This window comes from Aquibium sp. ELW1220 (assembly GCF_030398385.1).
Taxonomy (GTDB): domain Bacteria; phylum Pseudomonadota; class Alphaproteobacteria; order Rhizobiales; family Rhizobiaceae; genus Aquibium.
Window position 1 is genome coordinate 181,310 of record NZ_JAOAOQ010000004.1, and the last position, 15,589, is coordinate 196,898.

At 68.1% G+C, this 15,589-nt stretch carries 15 protein-coding genes; 3 read left to right on the forward strand and 12 right to left on the reverse strand.

What is annotated here, in order from left to right; all coding sequences use genetic code 11:
• Positions 1 to 249: 249 nt before the first annotated feature.
• Complete coding sequence (locus tag N1F91_RS05610) at positions 250 to 2,292, forward strand: EAL domain-containing protein (RefSeq protein WP_289990846.1); 2,043 nt, start codon at positions 250 to 252, stop codon at positions 2,290 to 2,292.
• Here N1F91_RS05610 and N1F91_RS05615 read toward each other — a convergent pair whose 3' ends face one another.
• From N1F91_RS05615 to N1F91_RS05640, 6 genes are all read right to left on the reverse strand, one after another.
• Positions 2,293 to 4,341, reverse strand: a complete 2,049-nt coding sequence (locus tag N1F91_RS05615) for an NADH:flavin oxidoreductase (RefSeq protein ID WP_289990759.1) — start codon at positions 4,339 to 4,341, stop codon at positions 2,293 to 2,295.
• Entirely contained in the window at positions 4,338 to 4,646 is a 309-nt protein-coding gene (locus tag N1F91_RS05620) for a type II toxin-antitoxin system RelE/ParE family toxin (protein ID WP_289990760.1), read from the reverse strand. The genes N1F91_RS05615 and N1F91_RS05620 overlap by 4 nt, the downstream gene beginning before the upstream one ends.
• Positions 4,643 to 4,912 (reverse strand): hypothetical protein, encoded by a 270-nt coding sequence (locus N1F91_RS05625; RefSeq protein ID WP_289990761.1) that lies wholly within the window; start codon positions 4,910 to 4,912, stop codon positions 4,643 to 4,645. Before N1F91_RS05625 ends, N1F91_RS05620 begins: the two co-directional genes overlap by 4 nt.
• Before the next feature lie 52 nt (positions 4,913 to 4,964).
• Positions 4,965 to 5,402 carry a hypothetical protein gene (locus N1F91_RS05630; protein ID WP_289990762.1) on the reverse strand — a complete coding sequence of 146 codons (438 nt, stop codon included), beginning with the start codon at positions 5,400 to 5,402 and terminating at the stop codon, positions 4,965 to 4,967.
• A gap of 143 nt (positions 5,403 to 5,545) precedes the next feature.
• Complete coding sequence (locus N1F91_RS05635; RefSeq protein ID WP_289990763.1) at positions 5,546 to 5,998, reverse strand: hypothetical protein; 453 nt, start codon at positions 5,996 to 5,998, stop codon at positions 5,546 to 5,548.
• Between the two features lie 27 nt (positions 5,999 to 6,025).
• The gene (locus tag N1F91_RS05640; RefSeq protein ID WP_289990764.1) at positions 6,026 to 7,576 is read right to left on the reverse strand and encodes a trimethylamine methyltransferase family protein; all 1,551 of its coding nucleotides are present in this window, start codon (positions 7,574 to 7,576) and stop codon (positions 6,026 to 6,028) included.
• A gap of 145 nt (positions 7,577 to 7,721) precedes the next feature.
• Here N1F91_RS05640 and mutL point away from each other — a divergent pair, with 145 nt between their 5' ends.
• Together mutL and N1F91_RS05650 are read left to right on the forward strand one after the other, a co-directional pair.
• Positions 7,722 to 9,554, forward strand: a complete 1,833-nt coding sequence (mutL, locus tag N1F91_RS05645; protein WP_289990765.1) for a DNA mismatch repair endonuclease MutL — start codon at positions 7,722 to 7,724, stop codon at positions 9,552 to 9,554.
• A gap of 74 nt (positions 9,555 to 9,628) precedes the next feature.
• Positions 9,629 to 9,859, forward strand: coding sequence for a DUF2093 domain-containing protein (locus N1F91_RS05650; protein WP_289990766.1), 231 nt, complete (start codon positions 9,629 to 9,631; stop codon positions 9,857 to 9,859).
• A 17-nt stretch (positions 9,860 to 9,876) separates the two neighbouring features.
• Here N1F91_RS05650 and lpxK read toward each other — a convergent pair whose 3' ends face one another.
• Genes lpxK through N1F91_RS05680 form a run of 6 tightly spaced genes read right to left on the reverse strand, consistent with a single transcriptional unit; the run spans position 9,877 to position 15,480 of the window.
• A complete protein-coding gene (lpxK, locus tag N1F91_RS05655; protein WP_289990767.1) occupies positions 9,877 to 10,917 on the reverse strand; it encodes a tetraacyldisaccharide 4'-kinase in 1,041 nt (346 codons plus the stop codon).
• Between the two features lie 4 nt (positions 10,918 to 10,921).
• Positions 10,922 to 12,238: a lipid IV(A) 3-deoxy-D-manno-octulosonic acid transferase gene (gene waaA, locus N1F91_RS05660; RefSeq protein WP_289990768.1), complete on the reverse strand. Its 1,317-nt coding sequence runs from the start codon at positions 12,236 to 12,238 to the stop codon at positions 10,922 to 10,924.
• The gene (locus N1F91_RS05665) at positions 12,235 to 12,996 is read right to left on the reverse strand and encodes a lysophospholipid acyltransferase family protein (protein ID WP_289990847.1); all 762 of its coding nucleotides are present in this window, start codon (positions 12,994 to 12,996) and stop codon (positions 12,235 to 12,237) included. Before N1F91_RS05665 ends, waaA begins: the two co-directional genes overlap by 4 nt.
• 32 nt (positions 12,997 to 13,028) lie before the next feature.
• Complete coding sequence (locus N1F91_RS05670; protein WP_289990769.1) at positions 13,029 to 13,292, reverse strand: DUF4170 domain-containing protein; 264 nt, start codon at positions 13,290 to 13,292, stop codon at positions 13,029 to 13,031.
• A 36-nt stretch (positions 13,293 to 13,328) separates the two neighbouring features.
• Complete coding sequence (locus N1F91_RS05675; RefSeq protein ID WP_289990770.1) at positions 13,329 to 14,156, reverse strand: 3'(2'),5'-bisphosphate nucleotidase CysQ; 828 nt, start codon at positions 14,154 to 14,156, stop codon at positions 13,329 to 13,331.
• On the reverse strand, positions 14,143 to 15,480 hold the full coding sequence (locus tag N1F91_RS05680) for a TldD/PmbA family protein (RefSeq protein ID WP_289990771.1): 1,338 nt from the start codon (positions 15,478 to 15,480) through the stop codon (positions 14,143 to 14,145). The genes N1F91_RS05675 and N1F91_RS05680 overlap by 14 nt, the downstream gene beginning before the upstream one ends.
• Between the last annotated feature and the right edge of the window lie 109 nt (positions 15,481 to 15,589).

Sequence of the window (15,589 nt, forward strand, 5' to 3'; positions counted from 1 at the left end):
TCAGGTGTTTCTCGGACCCTCTTTAAAGCAAGGAGACCCGGCGGGGAAAGACGCCTCGGCGGGCGGAAGCCGGAAGCTTTCGCTAACCATGCTCGGAAGTCCGCCCGGCACGGCCCTCGAATCGATTATTCGCTATCCACCGGTTAACCGTCGGCGGCTAGCGTCGAACCGCAATGAAGCGCCGAGGCGGGGGCCAAGCGCAGTATGTTCAGATCAGGCTTGGCTGCCGGCCTGCGAAAGCCGGTGAAGATGATCCAGAGGGCCTATGTGGTGGCCCTGGTGATCATTGCTTCGATGCTGTTCGCATCGTTCATCCTCCTCAATCACCTGATCGGGGCGCAGCAGCGTGAGGAACACCTGGTCTCCACCGCGGAGATCCAGCGCGCCCTGTCGCAGCGAATCGTCTTCTTGGCCAACGCAGCGCAGCGGGCCGCACCCGAGCGCCAGCCAGCCCTCGTCCTCTCACTCAGGCAGGCCACCGAGGAATTCGAGCAGAACTACAACGAGCTTCTGGTCGAGACGCGGGCTGTCCCCGGCTCGGAGGCGCAGTCGAACCCCGAGACCGTGGAATATGTCCTCTATTCGCGGCCATACCATCTCGAATACTTCACCGATGGACTTGCCGCCAACAGCTGGCGGTTGATCGCCTCGCTCCAGACCGAGAACGCGCCCGTGACGAGCCGCCTCGTCTATCGCGGAAGCAAGGAGCGGGCGCAAATGGACGAGCGGCTGGCCACCGCGACGATGGATGGATACTCCGCCCTGCGCGACCGCCTTTGGGCCTTGTCGCGGGAGCGTCTGTCCGGTCTCGTTGCCGTGCATCGGGCCTTGTTTGCAGCCACCCTCTTCGTTCTGGTGCTCGTGGCCCTGTTCATCTTCCGACCCATGGCCATCCTGATCGGTCAGCGCACTGACCAACTGGTCGAAGCCCGCAACGCCATGGCCCACAACGCCATCCATGACGGCCTCACGGGTCTGCACAACCGGGTGTTCCTGAACTACCGCTTCGGCACCTTCCTCGAAGATGCCGCAGCGCGCGGCGGCAGGCTCGCGGTCATCCAGTTCGACCTCGATCGCTTCAAGCAGATCAACGACACGCTCGGCCATGCGGCCGGCGACCAGGTGCTGACGACGACGGCGCAGCGCATGCGCCGCTCCGGCCGCTCCGACAACGTCTGCATCCGCCTCGGTGGAGACGAGTTCGTGGTCATCGTCCCGCAGGCCAGCGACAACGCCAGTGTGGCGGCGACGGCGGAGCGGATCCTGCGCATGATCAACCAGCCGATCGAGTTCGAGGGCCAGACGATCCATGCCGGCGCCAGCGCCGGCATCGCCTTCTTTCCGGACGACGGGCGCGAGCCGTCGGAACTGCTCAACCATGCGGACGTCGCCCTCTATGCGGCCAAGAAGACCGGCGGCGGAGCCTTTTCCTTCTTTACCGGCGAGTTGCGGCGTGAACTGGAGGAACGCAAGGAGATCGAGCGCGAGCTCGTCATGTCGATCGCGCGGCGCGACTTCACGGTCCGCTTCCAGCCTCAGGTCTCCCTTGGCGACGGCGCGGTGACCGGCATCGAGGCGCTGGTGCGCTGGCAGCCCCCCGGGCGCGATTTCATCCCGCCCTCGGTCTTCCTCCCGGTCGCGGAGAAGTCGGGCCTGATGCCTGCGATCGGCCGCATCATCTTTCGCGAGGCGATCGGCGCCGCGGCCCGCTGGCATCGCCAGGGCCTTCAGTTCGGCCGCCTGGCTCTCAATGCCTCGGGCAGCGAGCTGGCGCAGCAGGATTTCGCGAATTTTCTCTTCGGGACGCTTGCCGAGACGGGATTGCCGGCAGAAAGACTCGCGCTCGAGATCGTCGAATCCGTCATACTGGACGACGAGAAGACCGGCATCGCGGCAACCCTGCGCACGATACGCTCGGCCGGCATTCACCTCGAGCTCGACGACTTCGGTACCGGCTACGCCTCGCTGACCCATGTCGATCCGCGCCAGATCGACCGCATCAAGATCGACCGCCGCTTCGTGCAGAACATCCAGGACAACGATCAGAACGCGCACATCGTACGCGCCGTGATCGATCTTGCGGACCGGCTGGGCATCGGCATCATCGCCGAAGGTGCCGAAACCGACGCCGAGCTGGATGAGCTGGCCTCGCTCGGCTGCGACGAGGTGCAGGGCTTCGGCATCGCCTTTCCGATGCCCGAGGACGCGATGTCCGCCTGGCTGTCGGCAGGTTCCGCAGCCATGCGCGCGAGCGCTGCAACCACCGCGGAGAAGGGCCGGGACGCGGCCTGATCAGGCTCTGAGCGTCATGCGGATGCCATCGTAGATCGCCGCATGAATGTTGCGCGACGCGACTGCATCGCCGATCCGGAACAGCGTGAAGCGGCCGTCCGGATTGCGATCCGGAAACACCGCTCCGCCCTTGACGAGCCGCTCGTAGTCGACGGCACCGAGGTTGCGCGAGGCAGGCTTCAGCGCGCGATAGAGATCGTCGTTCGGCGCGGTGCCGTGTTCGACGACTACCTGCTGCACGCGCCGCTCGGCGCGCCAGCCCTTCTCGAAGTCCGATCCCAGAACGGCCACCAGCATGTTGCCGTCGCGGCGGACCGAGACGAGCCGGGTGTTGATGGTCACCTGCACGCCGTGCCGATGGAATGCCGCCATGTAGGGCACGTGGTTCATGCCGCCCATTTCCGGCGCAAAGAAGCGCTCCGGCGAAACGAGTTCGACCGATGAACCGGCCACGGCTGCCAGTTCGGCGGCAGTCATGCCGGGATGGCCGCCATTGTCGTCATAGACGAGAATGCGCTCGGCTGGCGCGGCCGCACCCGCAATGACGTCCCAGCTCGACGTGACGAGGTCGCCGCCCTCTTCCAGGTCCGGCAGTTGTGGCACGCCGCCCGTCGCGACCACCACAACGTCCGGAGCGAGCGCCAGCACGTCACCCGTTTCCGCCCAGACATCGGTGCGGATCTCGACGCCGAGCCGGTCGAGTTCGGCGAGGCGCCAGTCGACGATGCCGATGAGTTCCTTCCGTCGCGGGTTGAGCGCGGCGAGCCGGACCTGCCCGCCCGCCTGCGACGCGGCTTCCAGAACGGTGACGTGATGCCCCCGCTCGGCCGCCACGCGCGCAGCCTCGAGCCCCGCAGGCCCCGCCCCGACCACGATGACGCGTTTCGCCGGTCCGTCCGCCCGCGCGATCACATGCGGGATCGAAGCCTCGCGCCCGGTCGCAGCATTGTGGATGCACAGCGCCTCGCCGCCCTCGTAGATGCGGTCGAGGCAATAGGTGGCGCCGACGCAGGGGCGGATCTGGTGCTCGAGCCCGTCCATGATCTTGGCGACGATGTGCGGGTCGGCGATATGGGCGCGGGTCATGCCGACCATGTCGAGCTTGCCCGTCGCGATGGCATGCCTTGCCGTCGCGACGTCGGCGATGCGTGCGGCGTGGAAGACCGGGATCTTCGCCTGCGCCCGAACCTCACCCGCAAAATCGAGATGCGGCGACGAACGCATGCCGGCGATGGGGATCACGTCCGTCAGCGCCGCGTCGGTCTCGATATGGCCGCGGATGATATTGAGGAAATCGACCTTGCCGGACGCGGCGATCCGCCTTGCGATCTCGACGCCCTCGTCCCGCGACAGGCCCTTGTCCCAGTCCTCGTCCGCCACCATCCGGATGCCGACGACGAAGTCCGGACCCACGGATTGGCGAACCGCATCAAGAACCTGCATCGAAAAGCGGATTCTGTTTTCGAGCGAACCGCCATAGCTGTCCTCGCGCCGGTTGGTGGCCGGTGACCAGAACGCGTCCATCAGATGCCCGTAGGCCTCGAACTCGATGCCGTCGAGGCCCGCCGCCTGGCAGCGCTGCGCGGCGGCGGCATAGTCGGCGACGATGCGCTCGATGTCCCAGTCCTCGGCCTCCTTCGGAAAGGCACGATGCGCCGGTTCGCGCACCGGCGAGGCCGACAGCACCGGCAGCCAGTCGGCCTTGTTCCACCCCGTCCGGCGCCCGAGATGGGTGAGCTGGATCATCACCTTGCAGTCGTGCTCGTGGCAGGCATCCGCAAGTTCCGACAGCCACGGCACGATCTCGTCCCTGTAGGCCTGCAGGTTGCCGAAGGCGGCCGGACTGTCGCGCGAGACAAGAGCCGATCCCGCCGTCATCGTCAGCGCCATCCCACCCTTCGCCTTCTCGGCATGATAGAGCCGGTAGCGCTCCTTCGGCATGCCGTCCTGCGAATAGGCGGGCTCGTGGCTGGTCGACATCACGCGGTTCTTCAGCTTGAGATGCTTGAGCTGGTAGGGCTGGAGGAGGGGGTCGTTGGTGGGGGTCATGGATACCGGCTAGCGAGGTCTGGCGGGCAAAGTTTCGGGTCGCGGGCGCCGTGGAGAACGCGAACAACGACGACCTCCGAGGCGCTGGTTCGAAAATAGATCAGATAGGGATAGGGGCGCGTGTTCCGGATGCGAACAGATGCCTTGTCCGTCGCACGTCCCGTCTCCGGAAAGTCGCGAATGTCGCGGAGGACCTGCAGCAACCTCTCTTCGAAACCGGCACGCGCGGACGGCAACTGGATTGCGAGGTAACCATAGATGTCCTGAATCTCGTCGCTGGCCGCGCGCGTGAGCCTGATCTTCACAGGCGGCGATTCGACAAAAGTGCCGCAACCTCATCGTCGGAAGCGAACTCGCCACGCTCGGCTTGCGCCAGTCCTTCTTCGACCGCCGCCCGCTCCTCTTCCGAAAGCACGTAGACGCTCTCATCCGCCCCGCCGACGATCTCCATGATCGTGCGCGCGAGTTCGTCCTGCTCGGCAGGTTCGAGCTGGCGGGCCGCTTCGATGGCTATTTCCAGAAGTCGGGTCATGTCCTTGCCCTGGTCCTTGCCCTGACGTCTCTGCCGCATCCTAGCATTTCGAAGGGCCGCTCGCCACGCCGGCCGGTGCCGTCTCCGTCCGTCAGCCGCACGAGAGTTCGCTCAGCCGCCAGTTCCCCTCGGTCGACATGACGTCGGCGACGCGCCACGTTCCGCCAGCGCGCTCCAGAGTCCATTCCAGTGTCCTCGTCTCGCCGAAATTGGAAAACCGCGCCAAGACGATCGCGCCATCGCCCTGGACGGTTTCCGCCAGTTCGAGCGAGCCGGCGATCTCGTCATCGTCCCAGTCCTGCCCGTCGATGACGAAGGAAAAGCCGATGCAGGCCTCCTGCTGCTCTTCCCAGAGCCTGTCGTTGGCGTCGAGCAACGCCCTGGCGGGATCGACGAAGCGGTCGCGCTCGATCGCGTCGAAGGCGGCGTCCGGGTTGCCGTAGAAGATCGCGACCGCATCGGACGCGGGTCCGGCATGCGCAGAACCGAAGGTCATCAGGAGCAGGGCAGCGGTGGCGAGTACTTTCATGCTTCGATCCGTATCGATACGAGGAAGCCCGATTCCGGGCATCGGCCATCGTCGCCCGTCGGCCGCCTGCAGGGAAGCCCCCGGCGGGCGGAACGCGCAGTCGCGTCCGGGCGGCGAACCTCCGGCATCCCGGCCAGCGGCGGCTATTCGCAATTGTAGCGGCTGAGGACCAGTTCGCCGTCGGCCGACAGGAAATCCGCCACCTTCCAGGCTCCGTCGACAAGGACCAGCCGCCACTCCATCCGATGCCTGCTGCCGCCGGCGGTGAACGTCGCGACCACCGTGGCCTGCTCGCCGCGCACGACCTCCGCCAGCTTCACCGCAGCGCCGATCTCCGACGGTGTCGGCTCGGCATAGCCGAACGCGAGATTGGGGTCGAGGCACTCCCCCTCGCCCGCCGCCTTCAGCTTGTCGTTGTCGTCGAGGATCGTCCGGGCCGGATCGGTGAAGTGGGACCGCAGCGCCGGGTCGGTCTCGGCTCCCGGCCGCTGGTAGAACAGCCGGACGATCTCCTGCGGGGGCGCCGCAGCAGCGGATGCGGGGGGCACCGCGAGCACCGTGGCGATTGCGGCGAACGGGAGATGGCGAAACGGCATGGCAATCCCTCCGGATCTGGTCGGGCTTCAATACCACGCGTCGTGAGCCTGCGCCTTCTTTCGTGCGATGAAGTCGCGCAGCGCCTCGTCGATCCCCTCATCCAGCGGCGGCGCCTCGTAGTCGGCCAGCATCTGCTTCCACTTGGCATTGGCGCGCGTCGCCGCATCGGTCGAACCGGCCGCCTCCCACTTTTCGAACGGCTCGTTGTCGGCGATCCCGGAATCCCAGAAGGCGGTCTCGTAATTGGCCATGGTGTGGGCGCAGCCGAAGAAATGGCTGCCAGGCCCGACCTCGCGGAAGGCGTCGAGCGCCAGCTGGTTGTCGTCGACCACCACGCCGTCGAGATAGGTGTGCAGCGCGCCGCAGAAATCGGCATCCATCACGAATTTCTCGTAGGACATCGACAGGAGGCCATCCAGGAAGCCGGCCGAGTGCAGGATGAAGTTGGCGCCGCAGTGCACCGCCGCCAGCATCGACATTGTGCTCTCGTTCATCGCCTGTCCGTCCGGCAGTTTCGAGGTGGTGAACGAGCCCGAGCAGCGCAGCGGCAGGTTCAGGCGCCGCGCCAGCTGGCCGATCACCATCGAGCCGATGGCCGGCTCCGGCGTCCCGAAGGTCGGCGAGCCCGAACGCAGCGACATCGACGACAGGAAGTTGCCGAAGATCACCGGGCAGCCCGGCCTTTCCAGCTGCGTCAGCGCGCAGCCCGCCATGGTTTCGGCCAGCGACTGCGCGATGGCCCCGGCATTGGTCACCGGCCCCATCGCGCCGCCGAGGATGAACGGCACGACGACCGCGGCCTGGTTGGCACGGGCATAGGCGCGCAGCGCCGTCGTCATCGTCGCGTCCCAGACCAGTGGCGAGTTGACGTTGACGTTGCCGAGGATGACGCAGTTTTCGTCGGTGAAACGCTCGCCGAAGACGATACGGGCCATGGCGATGGATTCTTCGGCCCGGCTCTCGGCCGTCACCGAGCCCATGAAGGGCCGGTCGGAATAGCGGATATGGGCATAGACCATGTCGAGATGGCGCTTGTTGACCGGCACGTCCACCGGCTCGCAGATCGTCCCGCCCGAATGGTGCAGCCAGGGCGACGCCTGCGCGAGCTTGATGAAGTTCTCGAAATCCTCGATCGTGCCGTAGCGGCGGCCGCGATCGAGGTCCATGACGAAGGGCGAGCCGTAGGCTGGCGAGAAGACGACCGATTTGCCGCCGATCTCCACCGACTTCGCCGGATTGCGCGCATGCTGGGTGAAGCTTGCCGGCGCCGTTTTCAGCACCTCGCGCAGCATGCCCGGCTCGAACCGTACGAGCACGCCGTCCACCTTCGCGCCCGCGCGGCGCCAATGGTCGAGCGCGACGGGATCGTCGCGGAACTCGATCCCGATCTCGGCGAGAATCCGGTCGGCCGCACCCTCGATGCGGACGAGGTTCTCCTCCGACAGGATGTCGTATGTCGGTATGTTGCGGACGATATAGGGCCGCCCGAGCCCGCGATCGCCATGGCTGCGCTGCGCGCGCCGCGCCTGGCGGCCGGAGCGCTCGCGTCTGGTCCGGCTCTCCTCGACCATGGCCATCGTCGCACCTCCCGATAAGCTCGTGCCGAGCCTAGTGCGCCAGGCAGGCTTTTCGATAGCCCACGCAGCGCCGTTGCCGGGCCTGTTTGCGCCGCGTTCCGCTTCGGCCCTCGTCGCCCCGCCCGAATCCCGCTAGAAGGCCCGGATGCCGATCCGCCAGCTTTCAGAAACCGTGATCAACCAGATCGCCGCGGGCGAGGTCATCGAGCGGCCGGCCAGCGTCGTGAAGGAACTCGTCGAGAACGCGCTCGACGCCGGCGCGACGCGCATCGAGATCGCCACCGCGGGCGGCGGCCTGAACCTGATCCGCGTCGTCGACGACGGCAGCGGCATCGCGCCGGGCGAACTGTCGCTCGCCGTCTCGCGCCACTGCACCTCCAAGCTGTCCGAAGACATCCACGACATCCGCTCGCTCGGCTTCCGCGGCGAGGCCCTGCCCTCGATCGGTTCCGTCTCGCGGCTCGCCATCCGCTCGCGCACCGCCGAGGCCGACGAGGCGATGGAGATCGCAGTCGAGGGCGGAAAAGTCTCCGCATTGCGCCCCGCCGCCGCCAATCGCGGCACCCAGGTCGAGGTTCGCGATCTCTTCTATGCGACGCCCGTCCGGCTGAAGTTCATGAAAGGCGAGCGCGCGGAGGCGACCGCCATTACCGACGTGGTCAAGCGCATTGCCGTCGCATTTCCCGCCGTTCGGTTCACCCTGTCGGGGACGGACCGGACGCGGCTCGACCTGCCGGCCGAGACAAGCGACGAGGATGGCCGGTTGCGCCGCCTGGCGAAGGTGCTCGGCGAGGAGTTTCCGAAGAACGCGCTGCCGCTCGACGCGCTGCGCGAGGGCGTGCATCTCGGCGGCCAGGTCTCGATCCCGTCCTTCACCCGCGCCAACGCGTTGATGCAGTTCGCATACGTCAACGGCCGGCCGGTGCGCGACCGCCAGATCGCCGCCGCCATCCGTGCCGCCTATGCCGACGTCCTGCCGCGCGACCGCCATGCGATCGGCGCCCTGTTCCTCACGCTCGATCCGGGGCTGGTCGACGTCAACGTCCATCCGGCCAAGGCCGACGTGCGCTTCCGCGATCCGGGTCTGGTGCGCGGCCTGATCATCGGCGCGATCCGCCAGGCGCTTGCTGAGGCCGGCATGCGGCCGGCGACGTCGGGCACGGCCGGCATGATGGCCGCGTTCCGGCCGGGCGGCGCGCCTTCGCCGCATGCGGGTCCGGCGGGCGCGCACCGCACCTACGACGCCGCTCGGCGCGGCTGGCCGTCGGGCGGCTTCGACCTCGAACGCTCGCCGAGCAGGCCGCTCGACGGCTTCGGCGAGACCGCGCAGGCGGCATTCGCGCATCGGCCCGGCGCCGACGCACGGGCGGCCGCCGAGCCTCCGCCGGAGACGCTGCGCCATCCGCTTGGCGCCGCGCGCGCGCAGGTCCACGCCAACTACATCGTCGCCCAGACCGAGGATTCGCTCGTCATCGTCGACCAGCACGCCGCGCACGAGCGCCTGGTCTACGAGGCGCTGAAGCAGGCGATCCACTCCCGCCCCCTGCCTGCCCAGATGCTGCTGCTGCCCGAGATCGTCGACCTGCCCGAGGAGGACGCCGAGCGGCTGGCGTCCCATGCCGGCACGCTCGCCCGCTTCGGCCTCGGCCTCGAACGTTTCGGCCCGGGCGCGGTGGCGGTGCGCGAGACTCCCGCCATGCTGGGCGAGACCGACGTCCAGGGTCTCGTCCGCGACCTGGCCGACGAGATCGCCGAGACCGATTCGGCCGACGGGCTCAGGGAAAGGCTCGACGCGATCGCCGCGACCATGGCCTGCCACGGCTCGGTGCGGTCGGGGCGGCGGCTGAAGCCGGACGAGATGAACGCGCTGCTGCGGCAGATGGAGGCGACGCCGGGGTCCGGGACGTGCAATCACGGGCGGCCGACCTATATCGAGCTCAAGCTCTCCGACATCGAACGGCTTTTCGGCCGCCGCTGAACCGGGTACGGGGCGGCAAACGCTTGACCGGGCGAAGGTTTTGTGGCGCTAAGGACGCGGCGAGTGAGAGAGCGATGAACAGGTTCGAAGGTCCAGGCGCAAAGGAAGCGCGGCTGCGCTATCTGGACGGCGACTTCCAGGTCGCCAGCCCGGGCGCATTCGTGCGTTGCGCCGTCACAGGCGAGACGATTCCGCTCGACGAACTGAAATACTGGTCCGTCGCCCGCCAGGAGGCCTATGTCAGCGCCGCCGTCTCGCTCTCCCGGGAACTCGAGGCGAATCCCGGCCTGCGCAGGCGCGGCTGACGCCGCACACGCGTCCGCTATCGGCCCTTCGCCACGCCATACCGCCGCTTCTCGAACGCGCCGATCGCGCTCTCGATCAGACGTTGCGGCACCACGGGTTCATCGAAGACGAGATCGATCGGCAGCGTCAGCGTGCGCTCGGCCAGCGCGCGCGCCGCTGCCGTTCCGCTCCTCAGGCGCATGGCGTCCTTTTCGGTCGTGACCAGGTCCAGACCGGCCGAGTCCGCTTCCCGCGAAAGCTCGGCAATCTCGCCATCCGTGAAGGGGTGATGGTCGCCGAAGACGCGGCGCGAGGCGATCGATCCACCCGCTTCCTCGACCGTGGCGAAGAACTTCGTCGGGTCGCCGATGCCCGCAAAGGCGATCAGCCGCCGGCCGGCGATCGCGCCCGCATCGCGCGGCTTCACCCGTGCCCGGTAGGCCGGGCGGCCGGCTCGCGCCGCCTTGCGGATCGCGTCGGCCGCACCTTCCCCGCTCCCGACCGCCAGCACTGCGTCAGCGAAGCGGATCTGGCTCACCAGCGGCGCACGCATCGGCCCTCCGGGCACCACATGGCCGTTGCCGAGCCCGCGTCGCGCGTCGATGACCAGCAGCGACTGGTCGAAATGGATGTGCGCACTCTGGAAGCCGTCGTCCATGATCAGGAAATCGCAGCCGAGGCCGATCAGGATGCGGGCGCCGGCGGCCCGGTCCGGCGACACGGCGACCGGCGCGTGCTGGGCGATCAGCAGCGGCTCGTCGCCGACATGGCGTGCGGTATCGTGATGCAGGTCGACGAGATGCGGCTCCGCGAAACTGCCGCCGTAGCCGCGCGACAGCACGCCCGGCCTGAGCCCCATCCGCCTGGCTTGTTCGGCAAGCGCCACGACCGTCGGGGTCTTGCCCGCGCCGCCCACCGTGAAGTTGCCGACGCAGAACACCGGGACGTCGAGCCTTTCACGCCGCGCGCTGATCATGCGGCGCGCGGCGACGAGGCCATAGACGGTCGAGACCGGCCAGAGCGCCCATGCGCGCCAGTCCGGATCCTCCCACCAGAACGGCGGCGCCTCGCTCGTCATCGGCTCAGCGCCTCGTGCCTTCGTCGAGCCGGGCTTTCACGATCAGCGGATTGATGTAGGGCTCCAGCGCCTTGAGCGTCGCCGGCAAGGCCCCGCGCATCTCGTTGACTGTCGCCAGCGCGGCTTCGATCATCTCGCGCCGCTTGCCTTCATTGGCGAGCAGGAAGTTCACCGCGCCGGCCAGCATGTCGCGATCGGTCACCAGACGGGCGCCGCCGCGCTCGATCAGCTTCTCGTAGGAATCGCGGAAGTTCTGGACGTTCCGTCCAGCCAGGATCGCCGTTTCCAGGATCGCCGGCTCCAGCGGATTCTGCCCGCCTTCGGCCGTCAGCGAGCGGCCGACGAAAGCGATTTCGGTGACGCGCAGAAAGAGGCCCATGTCTCCGATCGTGTCGCCGAGGAGCACGTCGACATCCCGATCGACGGGCTCGCCAAGGCTGTGGCGCGCGACCGTCAGCCCCGCCGCGCTGAAGGCGCCGAGCAGCCCCTCGGCGCGCTCCGGGTGCCGCGGCACGATGATCGACAGGATGTCGGGGTAGCGCCGCTTGAGCAGCCTGTGCACCTCGATCGCGATCGCTTCCTCGCCCTCATGGGTCGAGATCGCCGCCCAGGTCGGCCGCTTGCCGATCTGCGAGCGCAAGAGCCTGAGTTCCCGCTCGTCCGCCGCCGGCGGATCGGTGTCGACCTTGAGGTTTCCGGAGACCGTGACGGGCCGCGCGCCGAGCTGGCGAAAACGCTCGCCATCGGTCTCCGACTGCGCCACCACGTGCGACAGGTTCTCGAACAGCGCCTCGGCGAGGAAGGCGCGCTTGGTCCAGGCCGCGAAGGACCGGTCGGACAGGCGCCCGTTGACCAGCACCTGAGGCACGCGGCGTGCCCCGAGTTCCAAGATGGTCATCGGCCAGATCTCGGATTCGGCGATGATGGCGAGGTCGGGCTTCCAGTGATCGAGGAAGCGGCTCACCGTCGGCTTGAGGTCGAGCGGCACGTACTGGTGCAGGACACGCTCGTCGAAGCGCGACTGGACGATCTGCGCCGACGTCACCGTCCCGGTCGTGAAGACGACGTTGATGTCGAACCCGGAAATCCGTCGCACCAGGGGAATGACCGCATAAGATTCGCCCACGCTGGCCGCGTGGATCCAGACCAGCGGCCCGGGCGGTCGCTTCACCACGGCAAACCCGTAGCGCTCGCGGCGGCGCGACCGCTCTTCCTTGCCGCGCGTCGTCCGCCAGGCGATGTAGCCGCCGACGAACGGATAGGCTGCAGCCCCGGCGAATCGATACGCCGTCAGCATCGCGCGTGCCCAGCGTTCGCTCATGAGGTTCGATCGACCAGCCCGTAGGCCTTCGCGGTGGCCGCGTCGAGGCTTGCCGTCACCTCGCGACGCTTCGCTTCCAGCAGGGCCTCGTTCGCGTCCGCGGGCACGTAGACCGGCTCGCCCACCACGACGGCCTTGCGCCCGAAGGGCAGGTTGATCGTCGTCTTGTCCCAGCTCGACGCGATCACCTTGCGCCGGCTGGTGGCGAGCGCCACCGGCACCACCGGCCGCCCCGAGAACTTGGCCAGCATCACGATGCCGAGCCCCGCATCGCGCGGCGTGCCGTGCGGAATGTCGGCGATCATCGCCACCGAGCGGCCGGTATCGAGCAGACGCTTCATCATGATCAGGGCCCGCGCGCCGCCCTTGTCGGCATTGTGGGCGTTGGTCCGGCCACCCGAACCCCGCACCGTCTCGAAGCCGAATCGCTCCGCCACGCGCGCATTGAGTTCGGCGTCGCGGCTCTTCGAGAACAGCGCCGCCATCTTCAGCCAGCGCGGCTTCATGCACGGCGCCATCAGGTGCTGGCCATGCCAGAACGTCGCGATGCCGGGGGCGAGGCTGGCATAGGCCTTGTCCAGGCTGTCGGAGCCGGCGACGGTGCGGTTGGTCAGGTAGATGAAGCGCAGGGCCTGCGCGAGCGCGAAGGCGACCATGTCGGCGACGAACCGTGATTCGGCCAGCGGTGTGCGGATGCGGCGCCACAATACCTTGAAAGGGCCGGGCTTGGCCGATCTCGGCCGTCTTCGGCCGCCCATCTTGCTGGCGGACACCACCGGAGGCACGTCTGTCATCCGCCCTCGCCGATCCGCGCGGGCTTGTCGCTCCCCGGATCAAGGAGGCGATGCAGGTGCACGATGAAATAGCGCATATGCGCGTTGTCGACCGTCGCCTGCGCCTTTGCACGCCATGCCAGCTGGGCCGACTGATAGTCGGGGAAGATGCCGACGATGTCGAGCTCGTCGAGATTGCGGAAGCGAACTTCGGCGAGCGACTTCAGTTCGCCGCCGAAAACGAGGTGCAAGAGCTGCTTGCCGTCGGCGTTCTCAGTCATTTTCCCGTCCGCGAATAGGGGTTGAGCCGAGCCTGATTAGACCATTCCACCGGTATTTGAAACTGGCGCGAGGCGCCTGGACGCGAAGGCCTCCAGGATTTCCGCCAGCAGGGCACCGCTGCCCGCCACCAGCATCTGGTGGCGCACGTGTTCGCCCGCGTAGCTCAGCGCCCGTCCATGTTCATCCACCACCTGCCCGCCGGCCTGCCGGAGGATGAGATCGGCCGCGGCCAGATCCCAATCATGCGAATCCGGCTTCACGAGGGCGGCATCGAGACTGCCGCGCGCCAGCAGCGCCAGCCGGTAGGCAAGCGACGGGACATAGGCCGTCACCGAAATGCGGTCGCGCAGGTCGTCGGGCAGTATGGCGAAGATCGTCTTCGGGCCGCCGACGCGCGGCTGGCCTTCGAGCGGCCGCACCCTGATCGGCTCGCCGTCGAGGAAGGCCGGGCCGGTCGAACGCGCCCAGTAGGTCTCCTTGAGCGCCGGGCAGACCAGCACGCCCGCGACAGGCGTGCCCCGTTCCACCACGGCCACGCTCACGCACCATGTGTCGCGCCCTTCGATGAAGGCGCGGGTGCCGTCGATCGGGTCGACCACGAAGGTGCGCTCGGCGCCGAGTCGTTCGGGCGTGTCGGCCGTCTCTTCCGACAGCCAGCCATAGGCCGGCCGCGCCGCCGACAGCGTCTCGCGCAGGAAGCGGTCGACCGCGAAGTCCGCCTCGCTGACCGGCGAACTCCCCGCCTTCAGCCAGACCTCGGGCTTGCGGCCGAAATAGCCCATGGCGATGTCGCCGGCCTGCCGGGCTGCCGCCAGGATCAGGTCGAGATCGGCGGCATCGCGCGCTGCGTCAGCTTCCGGCAAGGGTCATTCCTTCGACGAGCAGGGTCGGAGCGGCGGTACCGAACGTGCGGTCGATGTCGTTGGCCGGAGTCATGGCCATGAACATGTCCTTCAGGTTCGACGCGATCGTCACCTCCGACACGGGATAGGCCAGCGCACCGTTCTCGATCCAGAAACCGGAAGCGCCCCGGCTGTACTCACCGGTTATCATGTTGACGCCCTGGCCGAACACCTCCGTGACGTAGAATCCGCTGGACAGGCTCGATATCAGGTCCTGCGGGCTGGCATCGCCCGGTTCGATGGCGAGATTGGTCGATGTCGGGTTGACCGACGTCCCGGAACGCGCGCCGCGTCCGTTGGTGGCGAGACCGAGTTCGCGCGCCGTCGACGTCGACAGGAACCAGTGCTGCAGCACGCCGCGGTCGACCATGGTCAGCGGCTCGCCTGCGACACCCTCGCCGTCGAATGGCCGCGACGCGGTACCGCGCGGCTTGCGCGGGTCGTCGGTGACGGTGATCGCCGCCGACGCGATCGGCTGCCCCATCCGGTCGCGCAGGAAGCTCGTCTTGCGCGCCACCGAAGCGCCGTTGATGGCGCCCGCGAGGTGTCCCGCAATGCCGCGCGCCACGCGCGGATCGTAGACGACTGTCACCGGACCGCTCTTCACCTTGCGGGCACCGAGGCGCCGCACCACCCGCTCGCCGGCGCGCCGGCCGATCGCCTCTGGCGCGTCGAGTTCGTCGAAGAACAGCCGCGAGGAGAAGTCGTAGTCGCGCTCCATCGCCGTCCCCTCGCCCGCGATCACACTGACCGACCGCGAGAAGCGCGAGCCCACGTAGTGGCCGAGGAAACCGGCGGAGGTGGCAAGCACGAGGCCGCCGAGCCCGGCGCTGGCGCCCGATCCGCTGGAATTCGTCACGCCTGCAACCTCCATGGCCGCCGCCTCGGCGGCGAGCGCATCCTGGCGCAGCCGATCGGCCGAGACCTCGGTCGCATCGAACAGGTCGAGGTCGGGCACGCCCTTCACCAGCCGGTCGGGGTCGGCCAGACCCTGGTAAGGATCCTCGGGCGAGACCCGCGCCATCGCCACGGCGCGTTCGGCCAGCGCATTGGCATCGGCGTCGACCGTCGCCGAAACGCTCGCCACCCGCTTGCCGACGAACACGCGCAGCGCGATGCTGTCGCCCTCCGACGCCTCGGTGGACTCGACCTTGCCGAGACGCACCGTCACGCTGGCGGAGCGGCCGCGCACGGCGACCGCATCGGCCTCGTCCGCGCCGGCGCGCCGGGCCGCTTCCACCAGCGAGCCGACGAGATCGGTGAGTTTGTCTGTGTTCAGGGACATGCGATAGTTCCGGTTGGGTGCCGTGACGAATCCGGACGCATCGGCTTGGCGCGCCGGTCCGTCTGCTGGTGCATCTATGGCCCCCGGGGGGTCTGTGCAATGGGTGGAC

Bases quoted from the DNA above. Each gene is read 5' to 3' on its own strand.
- N1F91_RS05615 (WP_289990759.1), bottom strand. From the start codon at position 4,341: ATGACCCCCACCAACGACCCCCTCCTCCAGCCCTACCAGCTCAAGCAT.
- N1F91_RS05650 (WP_289990766.1), top strand. From the start codon at position 9,629: ATGAACAGGTTCGAAGGTCCAGGCGCAAAGGAAGCGCGGCTGCGCTAT.
- mutL (WP_289990765.1), top strand. From the start codon at position 7,722: ATGCCGATCCGCCAGCTTTCAGAAACCGTGATCAACCAGATCGCCGCG.
- waaA (WP_289990768.1), bottom strand. From the start codon at position 12,238: ATGAGCGAACGCTGGGCACGCGCGATGCTGACGGCGTATCGATTCGCC.
- N1F91_RS05635 (WP_289990763.1), bottom strand. From the start codon at position 5,998: ATGCCGTTTCGCCATCTCCCGTTCGCCGCAATCGCCACGGTGCTCGCG.
- N1F91_RS05665 (WP_289990847.1), bottom strand. From the start codon at position 12,996: ATGGGCGGCCGAAGACGGCCGAGATCGGCCAAGCCCGGCCCTTTCAAG.
- N1F91_RS05680 (WP_289990771.1), bottom strand. From the start codon at position 15,480: ATGTCCCTGAACACAGACAAACTCACCGATCTCGTCGGCTCGCTGGTG.
- N1F91_RS05670 (WP_289990769.1), bottom strand. From the start codon at position 13,292: ATGACTGAGAACGCCGACGGCAAGCAGCTCTTGCACCTCGTTTTCGGC.
- N1F91_RS05610 (WP_289990846.1), top strand. From the start codon at position 250: ATGATCCAGAGGGCCTATGTGGTGGCCCTGGTGATCATTGCTTCGATG.
- N1F91_RS05640 (WP_289990764.1), bottom strand. From the start codon at position 7,576: ATGGCCATGGTCGAGGAGAGCCGGACCAGACGCGAGCGCTCCGGCCGC.
- N1F91_RS05625 (WP_289990761.1), bottom strand. From the start codon at position 4,912: ATGCGGCAGAGACGTCAGGGCAAGGACCAGGGCAAGGACATGACCCGA.
- N1F91_RS05630 (WP_289990762.1), bottom strand. From the start codon at position 5,402: ATGAAAGTACTCGCCACCGCTGCCCTGCTCCTGATGACCTTCGGTTCT.
- lpxK (WP_289990767.1), bottom strand. From the start codon at position 10,917: ATGACGAGCGAGGCGCCGCCGTTCTGGTGGGAGGATCCGGACTGGCGC.